The sequence below is a fragment of the Duganella margarita genome, assembly GCF_009857535.1.
In the GTDB taxonomy this organism is placed as follows: Bacteria; Pseudomonadota; Gammaproteobacteria; order Burkholderiales; family Burkholderiaceae_D; genus Rugamonas; species Rugamonas margarita.
This window is the reverse complement of record NZ_WWCS01000012.1, coordinates 123,725-144,479: the sequence shown is the minus strand read 5'-3', so window position 1 is coordinate 144,479 and position 20,755 is coordinate 123,725. Positions and strand designations below refer to the sequence as shown.

Here is a 20,755-nt window from a genome sequence, read left to right as displayed (position 1 = left end):
TTCGGGCTCACTTCACCCGTTGTTTCTCAAGTTTGCGCGCCAGCGTGCGGCGGTGCATGCCGAGACGGCGAGCCGCTTCGGAGATATTGAAATCGGTCTCCGCCAGCACCGTGTGAATATGCTCCCACTCCAGCGTCTTGACCGACGTGGTGCGCGAACTTAGTTCCAGGTCCGCCGCGCCAGCCACGTGCTCGAATGCGGCTTCGATATCGTCGGTGTTGGACGGCTTGGCCAGATACTGGCAGGCGCCCAGCTTGATCGCCTCCACGGCCGTGTTGATGCTGGCGAAGCCGGTCAGCACCACAATCAGCATCTCTTCGTCATGCTCATGCAGCATCTGCACGCAGGCCAGGCCGGACGAATTGCCCTTCAGTTTCAAGTCCACCACGGCGTAACCGGGCGAATGGTCGACCAGCAGCGCGCTGGCATCGTCCACGTTTTCCGCCAGCAGCACCTGATAGCCGCGCCGCTCGAAGGAACGCCCCAAGGTACGGGCGAAGGCTGCATCATCTTCTACCAGCAGCAGTACTCGATCTTCTGTCGTCATGTCGTTTGTTGTTCCGATTTGATTTCGATGGCCGACAACGGCAGCGTCAAACGCACCATCGCCCCGCCCTGCTCGCGGTTGGTCGCGATCACTTCGCCGCCCAGCGTGCGCGCCACATTCAGCACCAGGAACAGTCCCAGTCCGCCGCCAGGACGGCCCTTGCTGGAATTGTATGGCTTGCCAAACTGCGCCAGTATAGACGGTGCGAAGCCCGGACCGTTATCGGTCACCAGCAGCACCAGCATGCCGCGTTCGATGCTCGCTTCCATGCGCAGCCACGCCGGCGACGCTTCCAGCGCATTATCCAGCACATTACAGATCATTTGCTTGAGGGTGGAATCGGACACCACCGGCAGGTCAATAGCGATGCGGTTTTCCAGTTCAAACGCCACCACCGGGCGGCCGACGCGCCACTCGGCCACCACTTCGTCGAGGAAGGTATTGAGCGTGGTGGCGGTCGAAGATTCGCCGCGCGCCTCGCCGGCCGACATCAGAATGCCGCTGACGATGGACTTGCAGCGCTTGAGCTGCGTTTGCATCTCGGCGATTTCCTCCAGCAGCACCGGGCTGCCTTTGAATTCCGGCATGTGCTTCCAGTCGCCGAGGATCACCGCCAGCGTGGCCAGCGGCGTGCCCAGTTCATGCGCCGCGCCGGACGCCAATAACCCCATGCGGACGATGTGTTCTTCTTCCGCCGCGCGCTGGCGCAGGTCGGAGACCGCCGCCGCGCTGCTGCGCATATTCTGCATGATGCGGGTGATGAAGATGACCAGCAGCGCCGCGTCCAGGATAAAGCACAGCAGCATGCCCTGCACGTACAGGCTGAAAATGCCCAGCGCGTGATCCTGCGGCAGCGGCAACGGTTCAGAAAACAGCGCCAGCCCGGCGATGCAGGCGCCGGTAACGATCACCATGGTCCACGTGGCCCACGTCTCCAGCAGCACCGCGCCCAAAATCACGTGCAGCAGATACAGGAAGACAAATGGATTGGTGGCGCCGCCGCTCAGATACAGCTGCGCCGTCAGGCTGGCCACGTCCACCGTCAACGCCAGCAGCAGTTCGCTGTTGGACACCACCTGGTTTTCCTGCCAGCGCAGGATGCTGGCGACGTTAAAGGCGATCAGGCAGGCCAGCACATTCAGCATGGCCGGCATCGGCAGCTGCACGCCCAGCAGAATCGAGGCGGTGGCAATGGTGGTGATCTGGCCGATCACGGCGATCCAGCGCAGCTGGATCAGCTGCTGCATGTTCTTGTGACCGGCCGCGTGGGTGATCGTGCTGGCGGCGGCGTTGGCCGGCGCCAGCGGTTCTACGACAGGAAGACGGGGCCGCAGCCGGGCCGGGCCACCGTCATAAGGATTACTATTTTTGTTTGCGCGCATCTCGGATTATCCATACCGTCGCTCCAGCCACCATCAGGGCCAGTGCGTACCAGGTGATAGCATAAACCAAGTGGTTGTTGACGAAGGAAATAACTGTCAGTCCGCCGACCGGCTGCACGCTCGCCACCGGTCCCGCCGCCCTGGCCGACGCCGCATCGGCATCGACAAAGTACGGCGCCACCGCCGGCAGTCCACGCGCTTGTGCGATCGCCTGCACATCGCGCGTGTACCAGTAATTGCGTGCCGGTTCGTTCTGGCGCAAGCGCCCCGCCACTTCGGTCAGCCGCAGCAGACCGGTGACCGACACCATCGGACCAGCCGCGCTACGGCATGCCTCGGCCGTTGCCGCCGGCGGCGCCGGTTGTGGCTTCCAGCCGCCGAGGCCTGCCGGCGTAAAGCCGCGATTGACCATCACGATGCCGCCGTCCGGCGTGCACAGTGGCGTCACCACCCAGTAGCCGATGCCGCGGTCCAGCGACGCCAGCACCTGGGTGGTCGAACCGTCCAGCAGCACGCCGCTCAACTGCACGCGCCGGTAGTCGTCGGTGTCCGCGGCCAGCTGCGGCCATTGCGCCATGGACGGCGCCGGCACCGGCGCCGCATGCACGCGCTGGTCGACCCGCTCGATCAGCGCCAGTTTCCATTGAAGTCTGAATACCTGCCACGTCCCCAAAGCAAAAAACCCTGCAAACATCACCCCGGCCGCGAGGACCAGGATGACGCGCAGGGTTCGGGAACGTTGGCGCTTGGAGGCGCCCGTCATCATTGCATGTCTTGCATGTTGTGAGCGTCGTTACCCATGGATGGCATCATGTTCAGGTTCATGTGGTACATGACCCAGATGGAGCCCGCCAGGACGATCACCAGCAACACCAGCGTGAACAGCGTGGCCAGCATGGACCAGCCGCCTTCGGCTTTGCCGTTCATGTGCAGGAAATAAACCATGTGCACGATCACCTGGATCGCGGCGAAGCCGAGGATCACCATGGCGGTGGTGCTCGACTTGTCGAACGCCTTGGTCATCACCAGGTAGAACGGAATCGCGGTCAGGATCACGGACAGGATGAAACCGATCGCGTAGTCCTTAAGGCTGCCGTGGTGGCCATCGCCTTCGTGGTCATCGTGGCCGTGGCCGTGGTCATCATGCGCAGAGTGGTTGTGTGGTGCGCTCATGGCAGAACTCCCATCAGGTAGACAAAGGTAAAGACGCCGATCCAGATCACGTCCAGGAAGTGCCAGAACATCGACAGGCACATCAGGCGGCGGTTGTTTTCAGGGGTCAGGCCGTGCTTGCCCAGCTGGAAGCACAGCGTCACCAGCCAGACGGTACCGAAGGTCACGTGCAGACCGTGGGTGCCGACCAGCGCGAAGAACGAGCTCAGGAACGCGCTGCGTTGCGGACCCGCGCCTTCGTGGATCAGGTGCAGGAACTCGTCGAGCTCCAGGTACAGGAACGCCAGGCCGAAGGCGCCGGTGATCAGCAGCCAGACGATGGTGGCCTTCAGGTTTTTACGCTGCGAGGCGATCATCGCGAAGCCGTAGGTGATCGACGACATCAGCAGGAAGCCGGTGTTGAGGGCCACGGTCGGCAGGTCGAACAGTTCCGCGCCGCTTGGGCCGCCCGCATAGCTGCGGCCCAGGACTGCGTAAGCGGCGAACAGGCCGGCGAACAGCAGGCAGTCGCTCATCAGGTAAATCCAGAAGCCCAGCAGCGTGCTGTGCTCAGGATGATGGTCACGCACGTAGTAACGCGCGCTTGGATCGGCGCTCATGGCGCCATTAGCGTTAATTTCAGACATGGCTTTCCAGCAAACGAGTATGCGCTTCTTCGGTACGATTCACTTCATCGGCTTTGATGTAGTAATCGCGCTTGTAGTTAAAGGTGTGGACGATGATCGCTACCAGCATGGCCGCGAACGACAGCGCTGCAGGCAACCACATCGACCAGACCATGGCGAAGCCGAAAGCGAAGGCCAGTGCCGAGATGATGAAGCCGGCGCCGGTGTTCTTCGGCATGTGGATGTCGACGAAACCTTTCAGCGGACGCTGATACTGGTTGGCTTTCATGTCGGCCCAGCTGTCGCTGTCATGCACCACTGGCGTGAAGGCGAAGTTGTAGTCTGGCGGTGGCGACGAAGTGGCCCACTCCAGCGTACGGCCGCCCCATGGGTCGCCGGTGACGTCGCGCAGTTTCTTGCGGTTCATGACACTGACGCCGATCTGCACCAGGAAGGCGCCGATACCGGCCGCGATGATCAGCGCGCCGATGGCGGCCACGATGAAGTAGATCTGCAGCGATGGATCATCGAAGTGGTTCATGCGGCGGGTGACGCCCATGAAGCCCATGATGTACAGCGGTGTGAAGGCCACCCAGAAACCGACCAGCCAGCACCAGAACGATACCTTGCCCCAGAACTCATCCAGCGTGAAGCCGAAGGCTTTCGGGAACCAGTAGTTGATGCCAGCGAACAGACCGAACACCACACCACCGATAATCACGTTGTGGAAGTGGGCGATCAGGAACAGCGAGTTGTGCAGCACGAAGTCGGCCGGAGGCACGGCCAGCATCACGCCAGTCATACCGCCGATAACGAAGGTCAGCATGAAGCCCACGGTCCACATCATCGGCACGGTGAAGCGAATGCGGCCTTTGTACATGGTGAACAGCCAGTTGAAGATCTTGGCGCCGGTCGGGATCGAGATGATCATCGTGGTGATGCCGAAGAACGAGTTCACACTTGCGCCTGAGCCCATGGTGAAGAAGTGGTGCAGCCATACCAGGTAGGACAGGACAGTAATCACGACGGTGGCGTACACCATCGAGGTGTAGCCGAACAGACGCTTGCCGGAGAAGGTCGAGACGATTTCCGAGAACACGCCGAACACCGGCAGGATCAGGATGTAGACCTCTGGGTGACCCCAGATCCAGATCAGGTTGACGTACAGCATCGGGTTACCACCCAGTTCGGTGGTGAAGAAGTTGAAGCCGGCGATACGGTCCAGCGACAGCATGGCCAGGGTGATGGTCAGGATCGGGAAAGTGGCGACGATCAGTGCATTGGTGCACAGTGCGGTCCAGGTGAACACTGGCATTTTCATCATCGACATGCCAGGCGCGCGCATTTTGATGATGGTGGCCAGCAGGTTGACCCCGGACAGCGTGGTCCCGACCCCGGCCACCTGCAACGACCAGATGTAGTAATCGACCCCGACGTCCGGCGACGCGGCGATGCCCGACAGCGGCGGGAAGGCCAGCCAGCCGGTCTTGCCGAATTCACCGATGAACAGCGACACCATGGTCAGCATGGCGCCGAAGGTGGTCATCCAGAACGAGAAGTTATTCAGGAACGGGAACGAGACGTCGCGCGCGCCGATTTGCAGCGGCACCACGTAGTTCATCAGACCGGTAACCAGCGGCATGGCGACGAAGAAAATCATGATCGTGCCGTGGGCGGTGAACACCTGGTCGAAGTGGTGCGGCGGCAGGAAGCCCGGGTTATCCCCGAAAGCCATGGCCTGCTGTGCGCGCATCATCAGTGCATCGGCAAAGCCGCGCAGCAGCATGATGATACCCAGCACCATATACATGATGCCGATTTTCTTGTGGTCGATCGAGGTAACCCAGTTACGCCAGAACGGACCCCACAAGCGGAAGTAGAACATGGCGGCGAGGAAGGCGATACCGCCCAATGCCACGCCGGCGAAGGTACCGATCAGAATGGGCTCATGGTATGGAATTGCTTCCAGTGACAGTTGCCCAAAGATCAGTTTGGTCAGGTTGAGATCAGACATGGTCATTCTTTACGGGTAGGTTGAGCAGTTGCGGCGACGGTGGCAGGCTCACACACGTCTTTTGGCAGGTTTTTCATGACTGCCGCTGCCTTGATGCGCGTGGCATCCTGGTGCATCTGGGTGTTCACGCAGACCGAGCCTTCAGCCACGCAACGGTTCAGGATCAGGTCATAAATGCCATTGTCCACGGTACCGAAATGCATGATCGGATGCTTGATGCTCTTTTCTTCCAGGGCCAGCGCTTGCGCGCGGTTCAGCACGGTGGTGCTGGACTTGGTCTTGGCCACCCAGGCGTCGAAGTCAGCCTGCGACACGCCGTGGTACTTGAAGCGCATGTCCGAGAAACCGGCGCCGCTGTAGTTGGCCGAGAAACCGTCGTAGATGCCGACCTTGTTCATTACCGCATTCAGCTGCGTTTCCATGCCAGGCATGGTGTAGACCATACCGGCCAGCGCAGGAATGTAGAACGCGTTCATCACCGAGGTGGAAGTCATGTGGAAGCGCACCGGCACGTCGATCGGCGTGACCAGCTCATTCACGGTGGCGATGCCCTGCTCCGGATAAATGAAGACCCATTTCCAGTCCATCGACACCACTTGCACTTCCAGCGGCTTGACGCCGGCGGCGATCGGACGGTTTTCGTCCAGGCGGCTCAGCGGACGATACGGATCGAGCAGGTGGGTGTAAATCCACGTGATCAGGCCCAGCACGATGATGATCAGCAGCGGTGCGCCCCAGATCAGCAGTTCGAGCTTGGTAGAGTGGTCCCAGTCTGGTTTGTATTCGGCGGCAGTATTTGACTTTCTATAGCGCCAAGCGAACAGACAGATGAGAAACATGACAGGTACGATAATCAACAGCATCAGCAAAGTTGACACCACGACAAGGTGTGCTTGCTGCGCTGCGATATCCCCGGACGGATTCAGCACGACCGTATCGCAGCCAGCGAGCCACAATAACGGTGCGAGGAGCAATCCACGACGAACGATAGGAGGAATCATGCGGTAATTTAGATTACAGATTGTTGGGAACATGCTACTGTACTCACGACGGGTTGTTCTTGCAATTGGACACTTTGTCCTACGTGCTCGGACTCGCCGTGATAACAATTACTTAACACGAGACAAAGAGACTATGGCTACTACGACTTCTATTAGTGACGTCCAAGCTGACGTCCATCATCAAACAAGCCCTGGAGCACGCAGCATCAACGCCAGGGACGGACATATCTCTCCCGGGGAAATTGCGATCGGCGTGGTCATCGGGCGCGCATCCGAATACTTCGACTTCTTCGTCTACGCCATTGCGTCAGCGCTGGTATTCCCGTCGGTTTTCTTTCCATACGACAGCAGGCTTGACGGCACACTATACGCTTTTGCGATTTTTGCGCTTGCCTTTATTGCCCGTCCGATAGGGACTGTGGCTTTTATGGCAGTCCAACATCACTTCACGCGTGAAACCAAACTGACGCTGGCGTTGTTGATTATGGGGGTTTCCACGGCAGGTATCGCCTTCCTTCCGGACTATGCCAGTTTGGGGACCACCTCGATTGTGTTCCTGGCGATTTTGCGGATTGGACAAGGCATCGCCCAGGGCGGCTCGTGGGACGGCCTGCCGTCGCTGCTGGCGCTCAACGCGCCCGAGCACAAACGCGGCTGGTACGCCATGCTGGGCCAGTTGGGCGCGCCGATCGGTTTCGTCATCGCGGCCGGCTTGTTTGCCTACCTGATGACCAACCTCAGTTCGCTGGACTTCCTCGAATTCGGCTGGCGCTATCCGTTCTACGTGGCGTTCGCCATCAACGTGGTGGCGCTGTTTGCCCGCCTGCGCCTGGTGACCACGCATGAATATTCGCACTTGCTGGATGAGCACCAGCTCGATCCGGTCCCGGTCGGCGAGTTGCTCAATTCGCAGTCGCGCAACGTCATCATTGGCGCCCTGGCGGCACTGGCCAGCTATGCGCTGTTCCACCTGGTGACGGTGTTCCCGTTATCGTGGATCACGCTGACGTCGCAACGCTCGATTGCCGGCTTCCTGCATGTGCAGATGGTGGGCGTGGCGCTGATGGCGGTGGGTATCATCATCTCCGGCTTCATCGCCGACCGTGTCGGTCGCCGCCGCACGCTGGGCACGCTGGCGATCATGATCGGTATCTTCAGCCTGTTCGTACCGTTCCTGATCGGCAGCGGCGAGACCGGGCAGGATGCATTTATCCTGATCGGCTTCTCCCTGCTGGGTCTGTCTTACGGCCAGGCTTCGGGCGCGGTGACCTCCAACTTCCCGCAGCGCTTCCGCTATACCGGCGCGGCGCTGACCAGCGACGTGGCGTGGCTGGTGGGTGCGGGTTTCGCGCCGCTGGTGGCGTTGGGCCTGTCCTCGCACTTCGGCCTGGCTTATGCCGGCGTGTACCTGCTGTCCGGCGCCGCCGCGTCGCTGGCAGCGCTGAGCATCAACCGCGCTTGGCATATCCGCGATAACTAAGCACCCCGGACGAAAGGGTCTGACCCCACAGGGGGTCAGACCCTGACGCCTGCGGTGTGCGGGCTTTGACAGTGCGGCAAATGTGGTATCAAGACAACGCTGCCAAAACCGCACATTTTTCCATGTGCGGTTGCATCATAAAACCCTAAAACCGGGCCGCAGAACCCGCCAGCCCGCGTCACGCTATCCGCTATCCGCTATCTCGTCCATCGTAACGCCGGCCTGATCCACCAGCCGCGCGTCGGCATCCGCCTTGCCGACCGAATCATCGATCAGCTCCACCTGCTCCCAAAAGACCCAGCGTCTCCGGCGCCAGCAACTGCGCCTAAACCTGCTTGCCGCGTTTTCTGGCAATCTATTTAAACGTTGCGCAAATGCCGCAACGCGGCGCGCGGCCTGTCACCGGGGCTGACTCGCAGCGCCATGTGTTTGGCTTCCCAAGCCAGTGCAAAGTCGCTAGCGACCGCGCGGTTTGGTTCTAAGATCGGGTCATTGCAGCTATGACATCTTTTTAGAGCCCGCTATGACCTCCGCATTCCATGTGCAAACGGCACTCTCCGGCAAGCGCGTACTGATCACCGGCAGCACCGGTTTCCTCGCCAAGGTGGTGCTGGAAAAGCTGATCCGCAGCGTGCCAGACATCGGCCGCATCGTGCTGCTGATCCGCGGCGACGCCCGTGCACGCTTCGAAAGCGAAATCGCCACCTCGTCGATCTTCGACCGCCTGCGCGCCGAGCGGCCGGATTTCCTGGTGCAGTTCTTCGCCGATAAAATCGAATGCGTCAGCGGCGAAGTAACGGCGCCCTGCTTCGGCCTGACGCTCATTGCCTTCAACGCGTTGGCGCGTCGCATCGACCTGGTGGTCAACGCAGCCGCCAGCGTCAACTTTCGCGAGGCGCTGGACGAGGCGCTGTCCATCAATGCTGTCAGCGTGCAAAACATCACCGAACTGGCGCGTGCCGGCAACGCGCCGCTGATCCAGGTCTCGACCTGCTACGTCAATGGCTACCATCGCGGCGCCATGACGGAGCAGATCGTCACGCCGGCGCGCGCCGCCATTCCGCGCCATGCCGACGGCCACTACGAGCTGGACGGCTTGCTGCGGCACCTGCAACACCGCATCGCCCAGCTGCGCGCCGACGTCACCGATACCACCGAACTTGCGCGCCGCCTGACCGCGCTGGGCATCGCCGAAGCCAATTACCACGGCTGGAACGACACCTACACATTCACCAAGTGGATCGGCGAACAGCTGGCCATGGCCGCCATGCGCGGCCGCGCGCTGACCATCGTGCGGCCGTCGATCATCGAAAGCACCTTGCAGGAGCCGGCGCCCGGCTGGATCGAAGGCGTGAAGGTGGCCGACGCCATCATCCTGGCCTACGCGCGCGGCAAGACCAATCTGTTCCCGGCGCAACCGGAGCAGGTAGTGGACATCATCCCAGCCGATCTGGTTGCCAACAGCATCATCCTGGCCGCCGCCGAAGCGCTGCAGGCGCCACCGGCCCTGCGCATCTACCAGGCCTGCACCGGCGCCACCAATCCGGTCACCGTCGGCCGCGTGATCGAGTTGATACAGGGCGAAGCGAAGCGCAACTGGCGCCAGTACGAACGCCTGTTCCACCAGCCGCCCAGACATGAATTCCGCGTCGTCAACCGCCCTGCCTTCCTGCTGATGCTGCGCGCCATGCGCATTGGCGCCGGCGCCTGGAGCGGCGTGCGCAAGCTGCTCGGCGCCAGCGAATCGCCGTCGCTGGAAGCCCTGCGCACCACCCAGCTGCTGGCCCTGACCTTCTCGTTCTACACCGCGCCGCGCTATATCTTTCACAGCGACCACCTGCAAGCACTGGCGCAGCGCTTCGGCGCCGAAGACCAGGCGCGCTACAGCGTCGACACCCGCGCCATCGACTGGCAGGACTACCTGTGCCGCGTGCATATGGCGGGACTGAACCACTACGCGCTGCGGCCGCGCAACGACAAACCGGCCGCGCCATCGGCCCTGACGCGCCGCGACTACGCGTGGCACCGCATGGACAGCGACAAGAACCTCATGGTCATCAACAGCATTTTGCTGTTTGACGGCCCTGTTGATATGGAGCGGCTGACCGCCACCATCGCCTACCGCCTGACCAACTACCCGCGCTTCACGCAAAAGGTGGTCGGCAAGCGCTGGGTGGAGGACGAACAATTCGACATCAATCATCACGTTGAACTGGAATGCATGCAACGCGACGTGCCGCGCGAGGAACTGCAAGCGCAGCTGATCCGCCTCGCCCACCTGCCGCTGCCGGCGGACCGCCCGCGCTGGCACATGACGGTGCTGGACCGCGTCAACGGCGGCCATGCGATCGTGTTCCGCGTCCATCACTGCATCACCGACGGCCTGGGACTGGTGCATGTGCTGAATCACCTCACCGACGACAACGGCCTGCATGGCAAGACGCCATCGCCGGTCGGCCATCCGCATCGCGCCATCGCCCACAATCCGGTGTGTTCGGCGCTGGTGCGCGGCCTGTCATCGCTGAAGATCGCCGGCCACGTGGCGCGCCTGTCCGTCCTGTGGCCGGACGCCGAGACCCAGTTCAAGACGCCGATGAGCGGCGACAAGCAGCTGGTCTGGCTGCCGCCGCTGGAAATGGAAAGGGTGCGCGCCATGTCCAAGCGCATGAGCGTGACGCTCAACGACGTCTGGGTGGCGGCCGTCTCCGGCGCGCTGCGCCAGTACCTCGGCGAACGCGGCCAGCATCTGGATGGCCGGGCGCTGCGCGCCGCCGTCACCTTCAACCTGCGCGAGAAGGCCAATGCCTTCCAGCTTGGGAATGAATTCGGCCTGGTCGCCGTCGATTTGCCGACCGATGTTGACGACCCGTGCGTGCGGCTGCTTCAGTCCAGCAGCCGCATGACGGCCATCAAGCGCTCGCACCAGCCGCGCGCCACCATGGCCTTCCTGTCGCTGGCCGGCTGCCTGCCGACGGCGTTGCAGCACTTCGCCCTCAACCTGTTCACCTCCAAGGGCTCGGTGGTGCTTACCAATATCGAAGGGCCGGCCAGCCGCCGCTATCTGGCCGGATCGCGCCTGACGGACCTGATCTGCTGGGTGCCGCAGACCGGCAAGCTGGGCGTCGGCCTGGCCTTCATCTCCTACGCCGGCCAGATCCAGCTGGCGCTGTTCGTGGATACCGCGCTGGTGCCGGACCCGGAACGCCTGATGCAGCTGACGCAGGATGCCTTCCATGAGTTGGATCTGGCCACGCGCGGTGAAACCGTACCGGAGCCGGCGACCACGCCAGCACCGCCTGAATTGGTCATCACGCCGTCATAATCCACCGGTACAGTCGGTTTCCATTTCATACTGGAGACACCATGCAGCTGAACGAGCAAGACTTGCTGGACCGCGTCCACCGTGAACTGACCGACAGCTACGACGAAGAACTGGAGATGGAGCTGGAAGATCGCGAGATCGACCCACTCACCAAGCAAGTGGTCGAGCGTGAGCGCAGTGCCGAAGCCAAGGAACAACGCCGCCTTTACTTCCGCGAGTTGTTCCGCCTGCAGGCGGAGCTGGTCAAGCTGCAGGACTGGGTGGTCCACACCGGTCACAAGGTCGTGATCCTGTTTGAAGGCCGTGACGCCGCCGGCAAGGGTGGCGTCATCAAGCGCATCGTCCAGCGCCTCAATCCGCGCGTGTGCCGCGTGGCCGCGCTGCCTGCGCCGAATAACCGCGAACGTACGCAGTGGTACTTCCAGCGCTACGTGTCGCACCTGCCGGCCGCCGGCGAGATCGTGCTGTTTGACCGCAGCTGGTACAACCGGGCCGGTGTCGAACGCGTGATGGGCTTTTGCAGCGACGACCAATACGAGGAATTCTTCCAGACGGTGCCGGAATTCGAGCGCATGCTGGCCCGCTCCGGCATCCAGTTGATCAAGTACTGGTTCTCGATTTCCGACGAAGAGCAGAATGCGCGCTTCCTTGGCCGCATCCACGATCCGCTGAAACAGTGGAAGCTCAGCCCCATGGACCTGGAATCGCGCCGCCGCTGGGAGGAATACACCAAGGCCAAGGAAGTGATGCTGGAACGGACCCATATTCCGGAGGCGCCATGGTGGGTGGTGCAAGGCGTGGACAAGAAAAAAGCGCGCCTGAACTGCATCCATCATTTGCTGGAGCAGATGCCGTATGAAGAAGTGGCGCATCCGGAGATCCACCTGCCGGAACGCGAATATCACGATGACTACGTGCGCCGCCCGGTGCCTGCCGAAATTATCGTGCCAGAAATATACTAAGCTGTTAAAGTTATCAGCTTTATATATTTCTGCGTGGGGGATGGATGTTCTGGTTGCGCCGCTTGCTGATACTGCTAGTACTACTCTCCCCCAACGCCCACGCCGGGCAGCTACGCTTCGGCTTCGATTTTGAGAACACCAGGATCGTCAGCGCGGCGATCAGCACTGGCGATTTCGACCTCCCCGCCACTTTCTGCACCACCGCCGACGCCAAGGCGCTGATCAGAAAGATGCGGCTGAAGGATTGCGAAGCGCTGATCGGCCGCTATAAGATATTGCGCGACAGGCCGCAAGTGGTCGATGCCGCCAAGGCGCTGTCGATTGAACTTTCCAAGCCGGGCTACGGCAAATACGCGCCACTGGCTGCCGAAGTCGCGCGCCAGCTCAGGGAATACGTGCCGGCCGACTTCCACGCGCAGCTCAATGTGCACTTCATCTTCGGTAGCCTGTCCGATGGTTTTGCGTTCGGCGATACGCCGGATGATGTGTACGTCGACATGAAGGGCTTCAGCGCCGCCAATACGCAGGAACTGGCCGAAACCGTCGCCCATGAGCTGTTCCACGCGATACAAAACCACGTCATGCGCCACGAGGCGCTGCCCACGGCCGCCGACGCCAAGAACGTCGCAGGTCCGCTCTGGCTGAATCAACTGCTGGACCAGCTGGTCCGCGAAGGCACCGCTGAACTGTTCACCCATCCCATCGCCGACCGCGCGCCGACCATCTATTCCGCCCCGAAAAAACTGGTCATTGAACGCAACGCCAAACGCATCGGCGGCATCCGCACCACGTTTGAATCGCTGGGCTGGCGCATGCTGGCGGCGCCACCGGCAGACGAAGCAGCCTACGACCAGATCTACGGCGTCATGTTCTACACCGACTTCGACGAAACCGCCTACGAACTTGGCTGGCTGATGGCCTCCACCATCATCCGCCAGGACGGCAAGGGGGCAATCTTCGACCTGCTCAAGCAACCGCCGAAGCAGTTCCTGCTGCGCTACCAGACCTTCGCGCAAAAGCAAGGCAAGCTGCCCCTGTTCAGTCCAGACTTTATCCAGCAAGTGGAGCTGCTGCCATGATGCCAACCACGCCATCGGTGTTCGGACCGCACCGGCTGGTGTCGCTGCTGTTGACGCCACGCACCTACTTTGCCCACCCCGACCTGCTGCGCGACCGCCGCGGCATCCTGATTGCGGCCGTGCTGTCCGGCTTTGCCGGCGCCATGGACCGCATCGACCAGAAGCTGGTACGCGCAGATTTGAGCAATCAAGGTATGGGCGAGACCAGCACGATGACCTCCTGGGTACTGCAATCGTGGATGAATTACTGGATACTGGTGATCGGCGCCGGCCTGATTGGCTCGGTGTTCATCTGGTACATTCGCGGCTGGTGGTATCGCAAGCGGCTTGAGTGGTCCGGCGCCGGCGAGGTGGCGCCGGATGACGCCCGCAGCGTCGCCGTACTTCAGGATCTGGTGTACATACTGCCGACCATCCTGCTGGCCTTGATCCAGACCGCCACCTACAGCAATTATGCGGAGGCGTGGGAAGCCAGCGACGTCACCGGCATGCTGGTGCTGATCTTCGTATTCTGGTCCTGCTGGACCAGCTACTGCGCGGCCACCACGGTATTCACTGTGCAGAAATCGAAAGCGCGATTCTGGTTTCTGATCTTGCCGCTGGCGTTTTATGTGGTGATACTGGGTGTAGTCACCATGCTGATTTCGATGTTCCATCACTAGAAGGAGGCGCCATGAACCTGGGCACCGTTACCCCAATCTTTCGCTTTTTCGACGAAGCCAACGTGGGGCGGCCGTGAAATGTCGGTCAAAGACCCATCCAGCAACCGCCTGACCTTCTTCAACCGTTCGCCGGAAATTTCGATCTGAAAGGATAGGCAATGCGCCAACTTGTTCTGATCGCCGCCAGCATGATGGCCTGCCAGGCCTTCGCTGCCACCGACTGCAAACCACTGCCGCAAGCGCCGGCGACCATTGCCTTGACGGCGCAGCATGGCGTCACCACCATGCGCTCCAGCGACAAATTCGTCGGCAGCTCGACTCCGCAGGAATTCAGCTCGCCCAACTTCGCGTTCTCGGTTGTCGCTGTATCGTCCTGCAATGAAGGTCTGGAGATCAAGCTGCTGCAGAAGACCGGCGACTCGCAGCACCTGCTGCAATGGAACCGACCGACCGTCGTCAACGGCAAAGCCGGCACCGACCACCACATCACCATCACCGCCAAACGCAGAGAGTAGGTTATGCTGGCGGCTTTCTACTCTCCCTAAGCATCATGGAACCACTCGACATCGTCGATACGCAGAACGACACCGCACAGTCCAACAACCGCAAGCTGAATGCCACCGTCGCTATCACGGTCGCGCTGCTGGCCACCTTTATCGGCATCTGCAAGGTCAAGGACGACAACATCAACCAGAGCATGCAGCAGGCGCAGGCCAACCGCGTTGACCACTGGGCCTTCTACCAGGCCCGCAATGTGCGCGAGGAAGTCGCCAAGTCCACCGTGCTGCAATTGAAGCTGGCCGCCGCCGGGCGACCCGCCGCCGAACAGCCGGCATATCAGGAAGCCATCAAACAGTACGAAACGCTGGCGCAGGAACAGGCGCACAAAAAAGCCGAAGCCAAGGCAGACGCCGAAAACGACCAGAAAGTCTACGACGCCGCCAACTTCAAGGACGACCAGTTCGACCTGTCCGACGCCCTGCTGGCCATCGCCATCTCGCTGTTCGCTATCACCGCGCTGACGCAGTTATGGGCGCTGTACGCGGTGGCGCTGGTGCCGACCGCGCTGGGTGTCCTTATGGGACTGGCGGGATTGGCCGGCTGGGCCATCCATCCCAACGCATTGATCGCCTTGCTGTCCTAGCACGGCGGACACGGAACAAAATGATGATGCCTGATAAATTACTTTTCCTGCCTGGCGCGCTCGGACGGATGGACTTCTGGCGTCCCGCCGCCGGGCTTATTCGCTGTCCAGCGCAGTCGATTCACATTGGCTGGCCCGGTTTCGGTCCCACTCCGGCTGAACCTGACGTGAACGGCATTGAGGATCTGGTTGCCAGGGTAGTCAAGCAACTTGACCGCCCCTGCGCACTCATTGCCCAGTCAATGGGAGGCGTGGTGGCGATCCGCGCTGCATTGGCGCGACCTGAGCACGTCACGCATCTGGTTCTCGCCGCAACCTCAGGCGGTCTTGATATTTCCGGGCTCGGTGCGCAGGATTGGCGGGAAGTCGTGCGAAAAGACTTTCCGACGCTGCCCGACTGGTTCCTGAATGACCGCCAGGATCTGACCGGACAACTGTCGCAACTCCGTATGCCTTCTCTGCTACTCTGGGGTGACGCTGATGCGATCAGTCCCGTACTGGTGGGCCAAAAACTGGCACAACACCTGCCGCGCGCTGACCTTCACATTTTTGAAGGCGCAGATCACGATCTGGCGTACACCCACGCCGCAGAAGTAGCGGCACTAATCGATCAGCATATCTGCGCCACGCGGACGTGAAGACGTCTTTGCCTCAATAAGCAGTCTGGGTGTAAGGACGCGCCGTAGTGTCCTTGCCCCATGCCGTATTCGGCTGGTTCGACATGGTGAACACCAGCTCACCGCCAGCCGTGATCTGCTCATGGCGCAGGAAGGTCTGCGCCAGCGGCTTGCCGTTCAACGTCACACCGGCCACATAGATATTCTCCTTGCTCAGACCGGGCGCGCGGATGGTGAAGCGTTTGCCGTTCGGCAGATTCATCACCGCCTTGTCGAGGAACGGACGTCCGATCACATACTCGTTGCTGCCCGGCGCCACCGGATAAAAGCCCAGCGCCGTAAAGGCCAGCCAGGCCGACATCTGTCCCAGATCGTCATTGCCCGACAAGCCGGCCGGCGTGGTGTTGTACTGCGACGCCACCACCTGCGTCAACCGCTGCTGCGTCTTCCACGGCGCGCCGGCGTAGTTGTACAGGTAAGCCACATGGTGCGACGGCTCGTTGCCATGCGCGTAGTGGCCGATCAAGCCGGAGATGTCTTCCATGTGCGCGTAGACGTTGTCGTCCACCTTGGCGTCGAACACCATGTCGATCTTGTCCTGCAGCGCCTTGTCGCCGCCCAGCATCTTGATCAGGCCCGCGTTATCGTGCGGCATATACCACGAATACTGCCACGCGCTGCCCTCGGTGTAGTCGCTGCCGAAGTTGGACTGCACCGGATTGAATGGCTCGCGGAAGCTGCCGTCCGATTTGCGGGCGCGCAGGAAGCCCGTCTTCACATCGAAGGAATTGCGGTAGTTCTGCGCGCGCTGGTAGTAGCGGGCGGCGATGTCTTTCTTGCCCATCTTCTCTGCCATGCGGGCAATGGTCCAGTCGTCAAACGCATACTCCACCGTCTTGGACGCCGCTTCCGGTTCCAGGTCGATCGGCACATAGCCCAGTTTCATATAGTGTTGCAGGCCGCCGTAAGGACCATATTCCGCACTGCTGGTCATGGCTTTCAGTGCTTCTTCCGCGTCGAAGCCTTTCAGGCCTTTCATGTAGGCGTCGGCGATTACCGGTACCGCGTGGTAGCCGATCATGCACCAGGTCTCCAGTCCATGGAACTGCCACACCGGCAGAATGCCGTACGGGCTGGCTTTCTGCGACTCGATCAGCGATCGCACAAAGTCCACATTGCGCTGCTCCGGCTGGATAAGCGTCAGCAAGGGATGCAGTGCGCGATAGGTGTCCCACAGCGAGAACGTCGAGTGATAGCGGAAGCCCTTCGCCTGATGCACCTCGTTGTCAGGGCCGCGATAACGGCCGTCGCGGTCCATGTACAGGCTTGGCGCCAGCATGCTGTGATACAGCGCCGTGTACACCATCTTGCGCATCTCCGGCTCGGCCTCGATGGCGACGGCGCCCAGCGCCTCGTTCCACGCGGCCGATGCCTTGACGCGCTCCGCGTCGAAGTCCCAGCCCGGCATCTCGGCCAGATTGGCGATCGCGCCCTCCTCGCTGACGCCGGATATCGCTACTTTCACTTCCAGCTTGCCGTCGGTCGGCACGCCGAAGTCCAGCGAACCGACCAGCGCCTTGCCCTCCACCACCGCCTTGTCGCCCGGACCGCTGCCCGGCCCTGCAAAGCCGCGGTATTCCACATCGCGCTCCATATTGCGCAGGGAGCGCGACGACAGCGGATGCGAGAACTGGATGGCGAAATACAGCTGCCGGCCCGCCGCCCAGCCACGCGTTTCGCGCATGCCGGTGATCAGCGTGTTGTCGCGCACGCGCAGGCGTGACCACAGGTTCTTGGCGGCGTAGTCGTAGATGCTGCTGCGCAGATCCAGCATCACCTTGGCCTCGGCGCCCTTGGCGTAGCGGTAGCGATGCAGGCCGACGCGATCACTGGCGGTCAGCTCCACGTCCACTTCGTTATCGGACAGGCGCACCGCGTAGTAGCCAGGCGACGCGTGTTCGTCCTTGTGGCTGAAGCGCGAACGGTAGCCGCTGAATGGGCGCTCGGGATAGCCCGGCTCCCATTTGGTCTCGCCGCTGTAGGGCATCAGCAGCACATCGCCCAGGTCGGAGTGGCCGCTGCCGGAAAAGTGCGTATGCGAGAAACCGAGAATGCTGTCGTCGTCATAGCGGTAGCCGGACGCCCAGGGGTAACTCTGGCGGAACGGCCGCACCTGCGTGTCGGGGCTGAGCTGCACCATGCCGAAAGGCCGCGTGGCGCCTGGGAAGGTATGGCCGTCGCCGCCGGTGCCGATGAACACATCGACCGCCGCTGCGGGCGTGGTCTGGGCGAAACAAAAGGCAGGGATGGCCAGGGCCAGCGCCGGGAAAATGGATTTGATCACGTTCATTTTGCATCCGCTATCAAGACGATCCGACTTTATAGCGTCTGCTCCGGCCCCGGTCAATCGATAGAACGCATAAGGGGCAATGTTTAGTAAATCCGCTAAACAGCGGGGTCGACCAGGTATTCGGACATTACCTCGGTCAGCCGCGCTGCCTTCCTGACGTTGGATTTATTGGACACCATCAGCGTCGCCACCAGCGCCTCGATCACCGCCACCGCCGCCACATAGCTCCCCGGCAGCACGCCATGTGCGCTGCTGGCGTACAGCACATGGTCGGACAGCGGCACCATCGGCGCCGAAGGCACGTCGGTCATCGCCACTACGCAAGCATTGCGGTTGCGGGCAAAGTGCGCCAGCCGCATGGTGTCCGAGGAATAGCGCGGGAAGGACAAGGCCACCAGCATATCGCCACGCTCGATGTGGACCAGCCTTCCGGCGGCCGCCTCGTTGCCGCCGGCGCCGGCCATCTCCACCACGTGCTTGCAGTACGGTTGCAGGTGCAGCGACAGCAGCGACGCAAAGCTCGATGACATGCCCAGTCCAAGCACGTAAATGGTGCGCGCGCCATCGATCTTGCGCGCCACCTCGTCCAGCGCCTGCTGCGACAGTGCGCCTTGCGTGGTAGCCAGGTTGGCGCGTGCATATTCCATACTGGCTTCGGCCGGCGATACAGCGTCTTTGCTGCGCACGATGGAACTGCGCAGCTTTTCCACCGGCTGCAAGGCGGAATGCAGCGTTTCGGCCAGCGCGCTGCGCATCGCGCCGTAGCTGCCAAAGCCGATATCGCGCGCGAAGCGACTGATGGTGGCGGTGGAAACCTTGCAGCCCTCCGCCATCTCCTCGATCTTGAGCGCAGTGCCGCGCATCGGGTTGCGCATCAGGTAATCCGCGATGCTGCGGTGCGAGGCGGATCCCTCGGTCAGCACGGCGGACAGCACCCGCCCCAGTGGCGATTGTACGAAAGCCACGTCCGCCGAAACCGATTCCCCTGATGTCATGCCATACTCAATTCTCAAAACCGCCAGCATACTTAAATTTCAAGCAACTGTGAACTGGGTATTTACGCGTAAGCGTTTGCCTTACCGATTTGTAATGCGCCTTACTGATACCAGGACTGGGTAATCTTCAGCGGGCGTACATCCATGCGCAGGTTGAGAATGGTGTACGCATCCGAAGTGGCCGACTCGTAACCAACGCTGCTGGCGTCGCGGGTCAGCTTGAATTCGAAGCCCAGGTCAGGGCGCGGGTCTCCCGGCGCTGGCGCCGCAATGCCGATCGCCTCGCTGCGCGAATTATTAATCAGCTTTTCCATCATCACCAGCACGGTGTTGTGGCCCAGGATGTCGGCCGAATAAACCTGCTCATCCAGATAAGGACTGGCCGGATCGAGCTTGCCGTCCTTCTTGTCGGAGGACGGCGTGTACTGGCGGGTCTCAAGGTTATAGCGGTCGCCGCGATCCAGATAGCTGATGCGCGCGTTGGTCAGGTTGAAAGCCTTCTCGGTGCCGTTGGTTTGCGCCTTTTCCAGGTCCAGCAGCAGCGCGCCCTGGTAGCCGATCACTTCCACATTGCGCTGGCCGTCGATGATGACGGCGGTGTTTTCGTCAATGCCGAGGCCCTGCTTGTAGCCCTTCTTCAGCATCGCCGGCAGCATGCGTGCAAAGCGGCCGCGCGCCAGCAAGTGCTGGTCGACAAACAAGTCCTTGCCGACGAAGCCCAGGCCCGGCGCCAGTTCCTGGCCGTCGTTAACGCCCACGCTCAGGGTGCCCAACACCGTCCTGGCTTCGTAATACATGGTGCTGCTCATGATGGCGGCGCCGGCGCTGCTACCTGCGATCACCCCTCCCTTTTGGTAGACATCCCAGATCGCCTGCAACACGGCGGTACGCGTGCCGTCCGGACGCACCAGCGCCTTGGTGATCAAGCCCTGGTCGCCGCCGGCGAAGTAGACGCCGCCAGCTGCGCGGATCTGGCCCGCCAGCGTTTCATCTTCCGCATCGCGCTTGTAGTCGCGGTCCTTGAAGCGCACCCCGACCGGCACGGCGAAGGCCGAGGCGCCATATTTATTCAGCGTTGCCACCAGATTGGTACCGGAACGCAGCGGATTGCCGGCCGCGCTGGGCATCACCGCGATGCGCGCACCCTTGCCGCCGGCCAGCTCCACCAGTCGCGTCCATACCTCGCCGTTATCGGCCCGCACGGCGCCGCCGGCGATCAGCAAATGGCCCTTCGGCGCGCCTTCGGCAGCGGTTGAGACCTGCATGGCCAGTGCGACCAACGACACGCACAGCATGCGCACCGCTTTAACTAAACTCGTCATACGATATTCCTCGTCTGGGTGATCCCTACAATTATATGACAGAGCGCCGTTGCATCTGGCTACCGGACCCGCAGTTGTGCGAGAATCAACTTTTACTTCC

18 protein-coding genes are annotated in these 20,755 nt (G+C 61.5%); 8 read left to right on the top strand and 10 right to left on the bottom strand.

Going from position 1 to position 20,755, the window contains the following annotated elements; all coding sequences use genetic code 11:
- Nucleotides 1-7 precede the first annotated feature (7 nt).
- From GTP55_RS18900 to cyoA, 7 genes are read right to left on the bottom strand one after another with little or no spacing between them, the layout of a single operon-like run.
- Nucleotides 8-547, bottom strand: coding sequence for a response regulator transcription factor (locus GTP55_RS18900; protein ID WP_161046394.1), 540 nt, complete (start codon nt 545-547; stop codon nt 8-10).
- On the bottom strand, nt 544-1,929 hold the full coding sequence (locus GTP55_RS18895; protein WP_161046393.1) for an ATP-binding protein: 1,386 nt from the start codon (nt 1,927-1,929) through the stop codon (nt 544-546). The genes GTP55_RS18900 and GTP55_RS18895 overlap by 4 nt, the downstream gene beginning before the upstream one ends.
- Nucleotides 1,910-2,695, bottom strand: coding sequence for an SURF1 family protein (locus tag GTP55_RS18890; RefSeq protein ID WP_161046392.1), 786 nt, complete (start codon nt 2,693-2,695; stop codon nt 1,910-1,912). Before GTP55_RS18890 ends, GTP55_RS18895 begins: the two co-directional genes overlap by 20 nt.
- Complete coding sequence (cyoD, locus tag GTP55_RS18885; protein ID WP_161046391.1) at nt 2,692-3,102, bottom strand: cytochrome o ubiquinol oxidase subunit IV; 411 nt, start codon at nt 3,100-3,102, stop codon at nt 2,692-2,694. The genes GTP55_RS18890 and cyoD overlap by 4 nt, the downstream gene beginning before the upstream one ends.
- Nucleotides 3,099-3,728, bottom strand: a complete 630-nt coding sequence (cyoC, locus tag GTP55_RS18880; protein ID WP_161046390.1) for a cytochrome o ubiquinol oxidase subunit III — start codon at nt 3,726-3,728, stop codon at nt 3,099-3,101. Before cyoC ends, cyoD begins: the two co-directional genes overlap by 4 nt.
- Entirely contained in the window at nt 3,721-5,721 is a 2,001-nt protein-coding gene (gene cyoB / locus GTP55_RS18875; protein ID WP_161046389.1) for a cytochrome o ubiquinol oxidase subunit I, read from the bottom strand. The genes cyoC and cyoB overlap by 8 nt, the downstream gene beginning before the upstream one ends.
- A gap of 2 nt (nt 5,722-5,723) precedes the next feature.
- Nucleotides 5,724-6,722, bottom strand: coding sequence for a ubiquinol oxidase subunit II (gene cyoA, locus GTP55_RS18870; RefSeq protein ID WP_161046388.1), 999 nt, complete (start codon nt 6,720-6,722; stop codon nt 5,724-5,726).
- A gap of 133 nt (nt 6,723-6,855) precedes the next feature.
- Between cyoA and GTP55_RS18865 the strand changes: the two genes are divergently transcribed.
- The 8 genes from GTP55_RS18865 to GTP55_RS18830 all read left to right on the top strand — a co-directional run bounded on the left by GTP55_RS18865 (nt 6,856) and on the right by GTP55_RS18830 (nt 16,009).
- A complete protein-coding gene (locus tag GTP55_RS18865) occupies nt 6,856-8,202 on the top strand; it encodes an MFS transporter (RefSeq protein ID WP_161046387.1) in 1,347 nt (448 codons plus the stop codon).
- A gap of 523 nt (nt 8,203-8,725) precedes the next feature.
- Complete coding sequence (locus GTP55_RS18860; protein WP_161046386.1) at nt 8,726-11,524, top strand: SDR family oxidoreductase; 2,799 nt, start codon at nt 8,726-8,728, stop codon at nt 11,522-11,524.
- A gap of 41 nt (nt 11,525-11,565) precedes the next feature.
- The gene (ppk2, locus tag GTP55_RS18855) at nt 11,566-12,486 is read left to right on the top strand and encodes a polyphosphate kinase 2 (protein WP_202423783.1); all 921 of its coding nucleotides are present in this window, start codon (nt 11,566-11,568) and stop codon (nt 12,484-12,486) included.
- Between the two features lie 44 nt (nt 12,487-12,530).
- Complete coding sequence (locus GTP55_RS18850; RefSeq protein WP_161046385.1) at nt 12,531-13,565, top strand: DUF5700 domain-containing putative Zn-dependent protease; 1,035 nt, start codon at nt 12,531-12,533, stop codon at nt 13,563-13,565.
- Entirely contained in the window at nt 13,562-14,227 is a 666-nt protein-coding gene (locus GTP55_RS18845) for a hypothetical protein (RefSeq protein WP_161046384.1), read from the top strand. The genes GTP55_RS18850 and GTP55_RS18845 overlap by 4 nt, the downstream gene beginning before the upstream one ends.
- Nucleotides 14,228-14,385: 158 nt before the next feature.
- Nucleotides 14,386-14,742 carry a hypothetical protein gene (locus tag GTP55_RS18840; RefSeq protein WP_161046383.1) on the top strand — a complete coding sequence of 119 codons (357 nt, stop codon included), beginning with the start codon at nt 14,386-14,388 and terminating at the stop codon, nt 14,740-14,742.
- 35 nt (nt 14,743-14,777) lie between these two features.
- Nucleotides 14,778-15,371 carry a DUF4337 domain-containing protein gene (locus GTP55_RS18835; RefSeq protein WP_161046382.1) on the top strand — a complete coding sequence of 198 codons (594 nt, stop codon included), beginning with the start codon at nt 14,778-14,780 and terminating at the stop codon, nt 15,369-15,371.
- A gap of 20 nt (nt 15,372-15,391) precedes the next feature.
- A complete protein-coding gene (locus GTP55_RS18830; protein WP_161046381.1) occupies nt 15,392-16,009 on the top strand; it encodes an alpha/beta fold hydrolase in 618 nt (205 codons plus the stop codon).
- A 13-nt stretch (nt 16,010-16,022) separates the two neighbouring features.
- Here GTP55_RS18830 and GTP55_RS18825 read toward each other — a convergent pair whose 3' ends face one another.
- The 3 genes from GTP55_RS18825 to GTP55_RS18815 form a co-directional block, all read right to left on the bottom strand.
- Nucleotides 16,023-18,338, bottom strand: coding sequence for a GH92 family glycosyl hydrolase (locus GTP55_RS18825; RefSeq protein WP_161046380.1), 2,316 nt, complete (start codon nt 18,336-18,338; stop codon nt 16,023-16,025).
- Between the two features lie 95 nt (nt 18,339-18,433).
- Nucleotides 18,434-19,303 carry a MurR/RpiR family transcriptional regulator gene (locus GTP55_RS18820; protein ID WP_371868383.1) on the bottom strand — a complete coding sequence of 290 codons (870 nt, stop codon included), beginning with the start codon at nt 19,301-19,303 and terminating at the stop codon, nt 18,434-18,436.
- Between the two features lie 131 nt (nt 19,304-19,434).
- Nucleotides 19,435-20,655, bottom strand: coding sequence for a cyanophycinase (locus GTP55_RS18815; RefSeq protein WP_229258041.1), 1,221 nt, complete (start codon nt 20,653-20,655; stop codon nt 19,435-19,437).
- Nucleotides 20,656-20,755 lie beyond the last annotated feature (100 nt).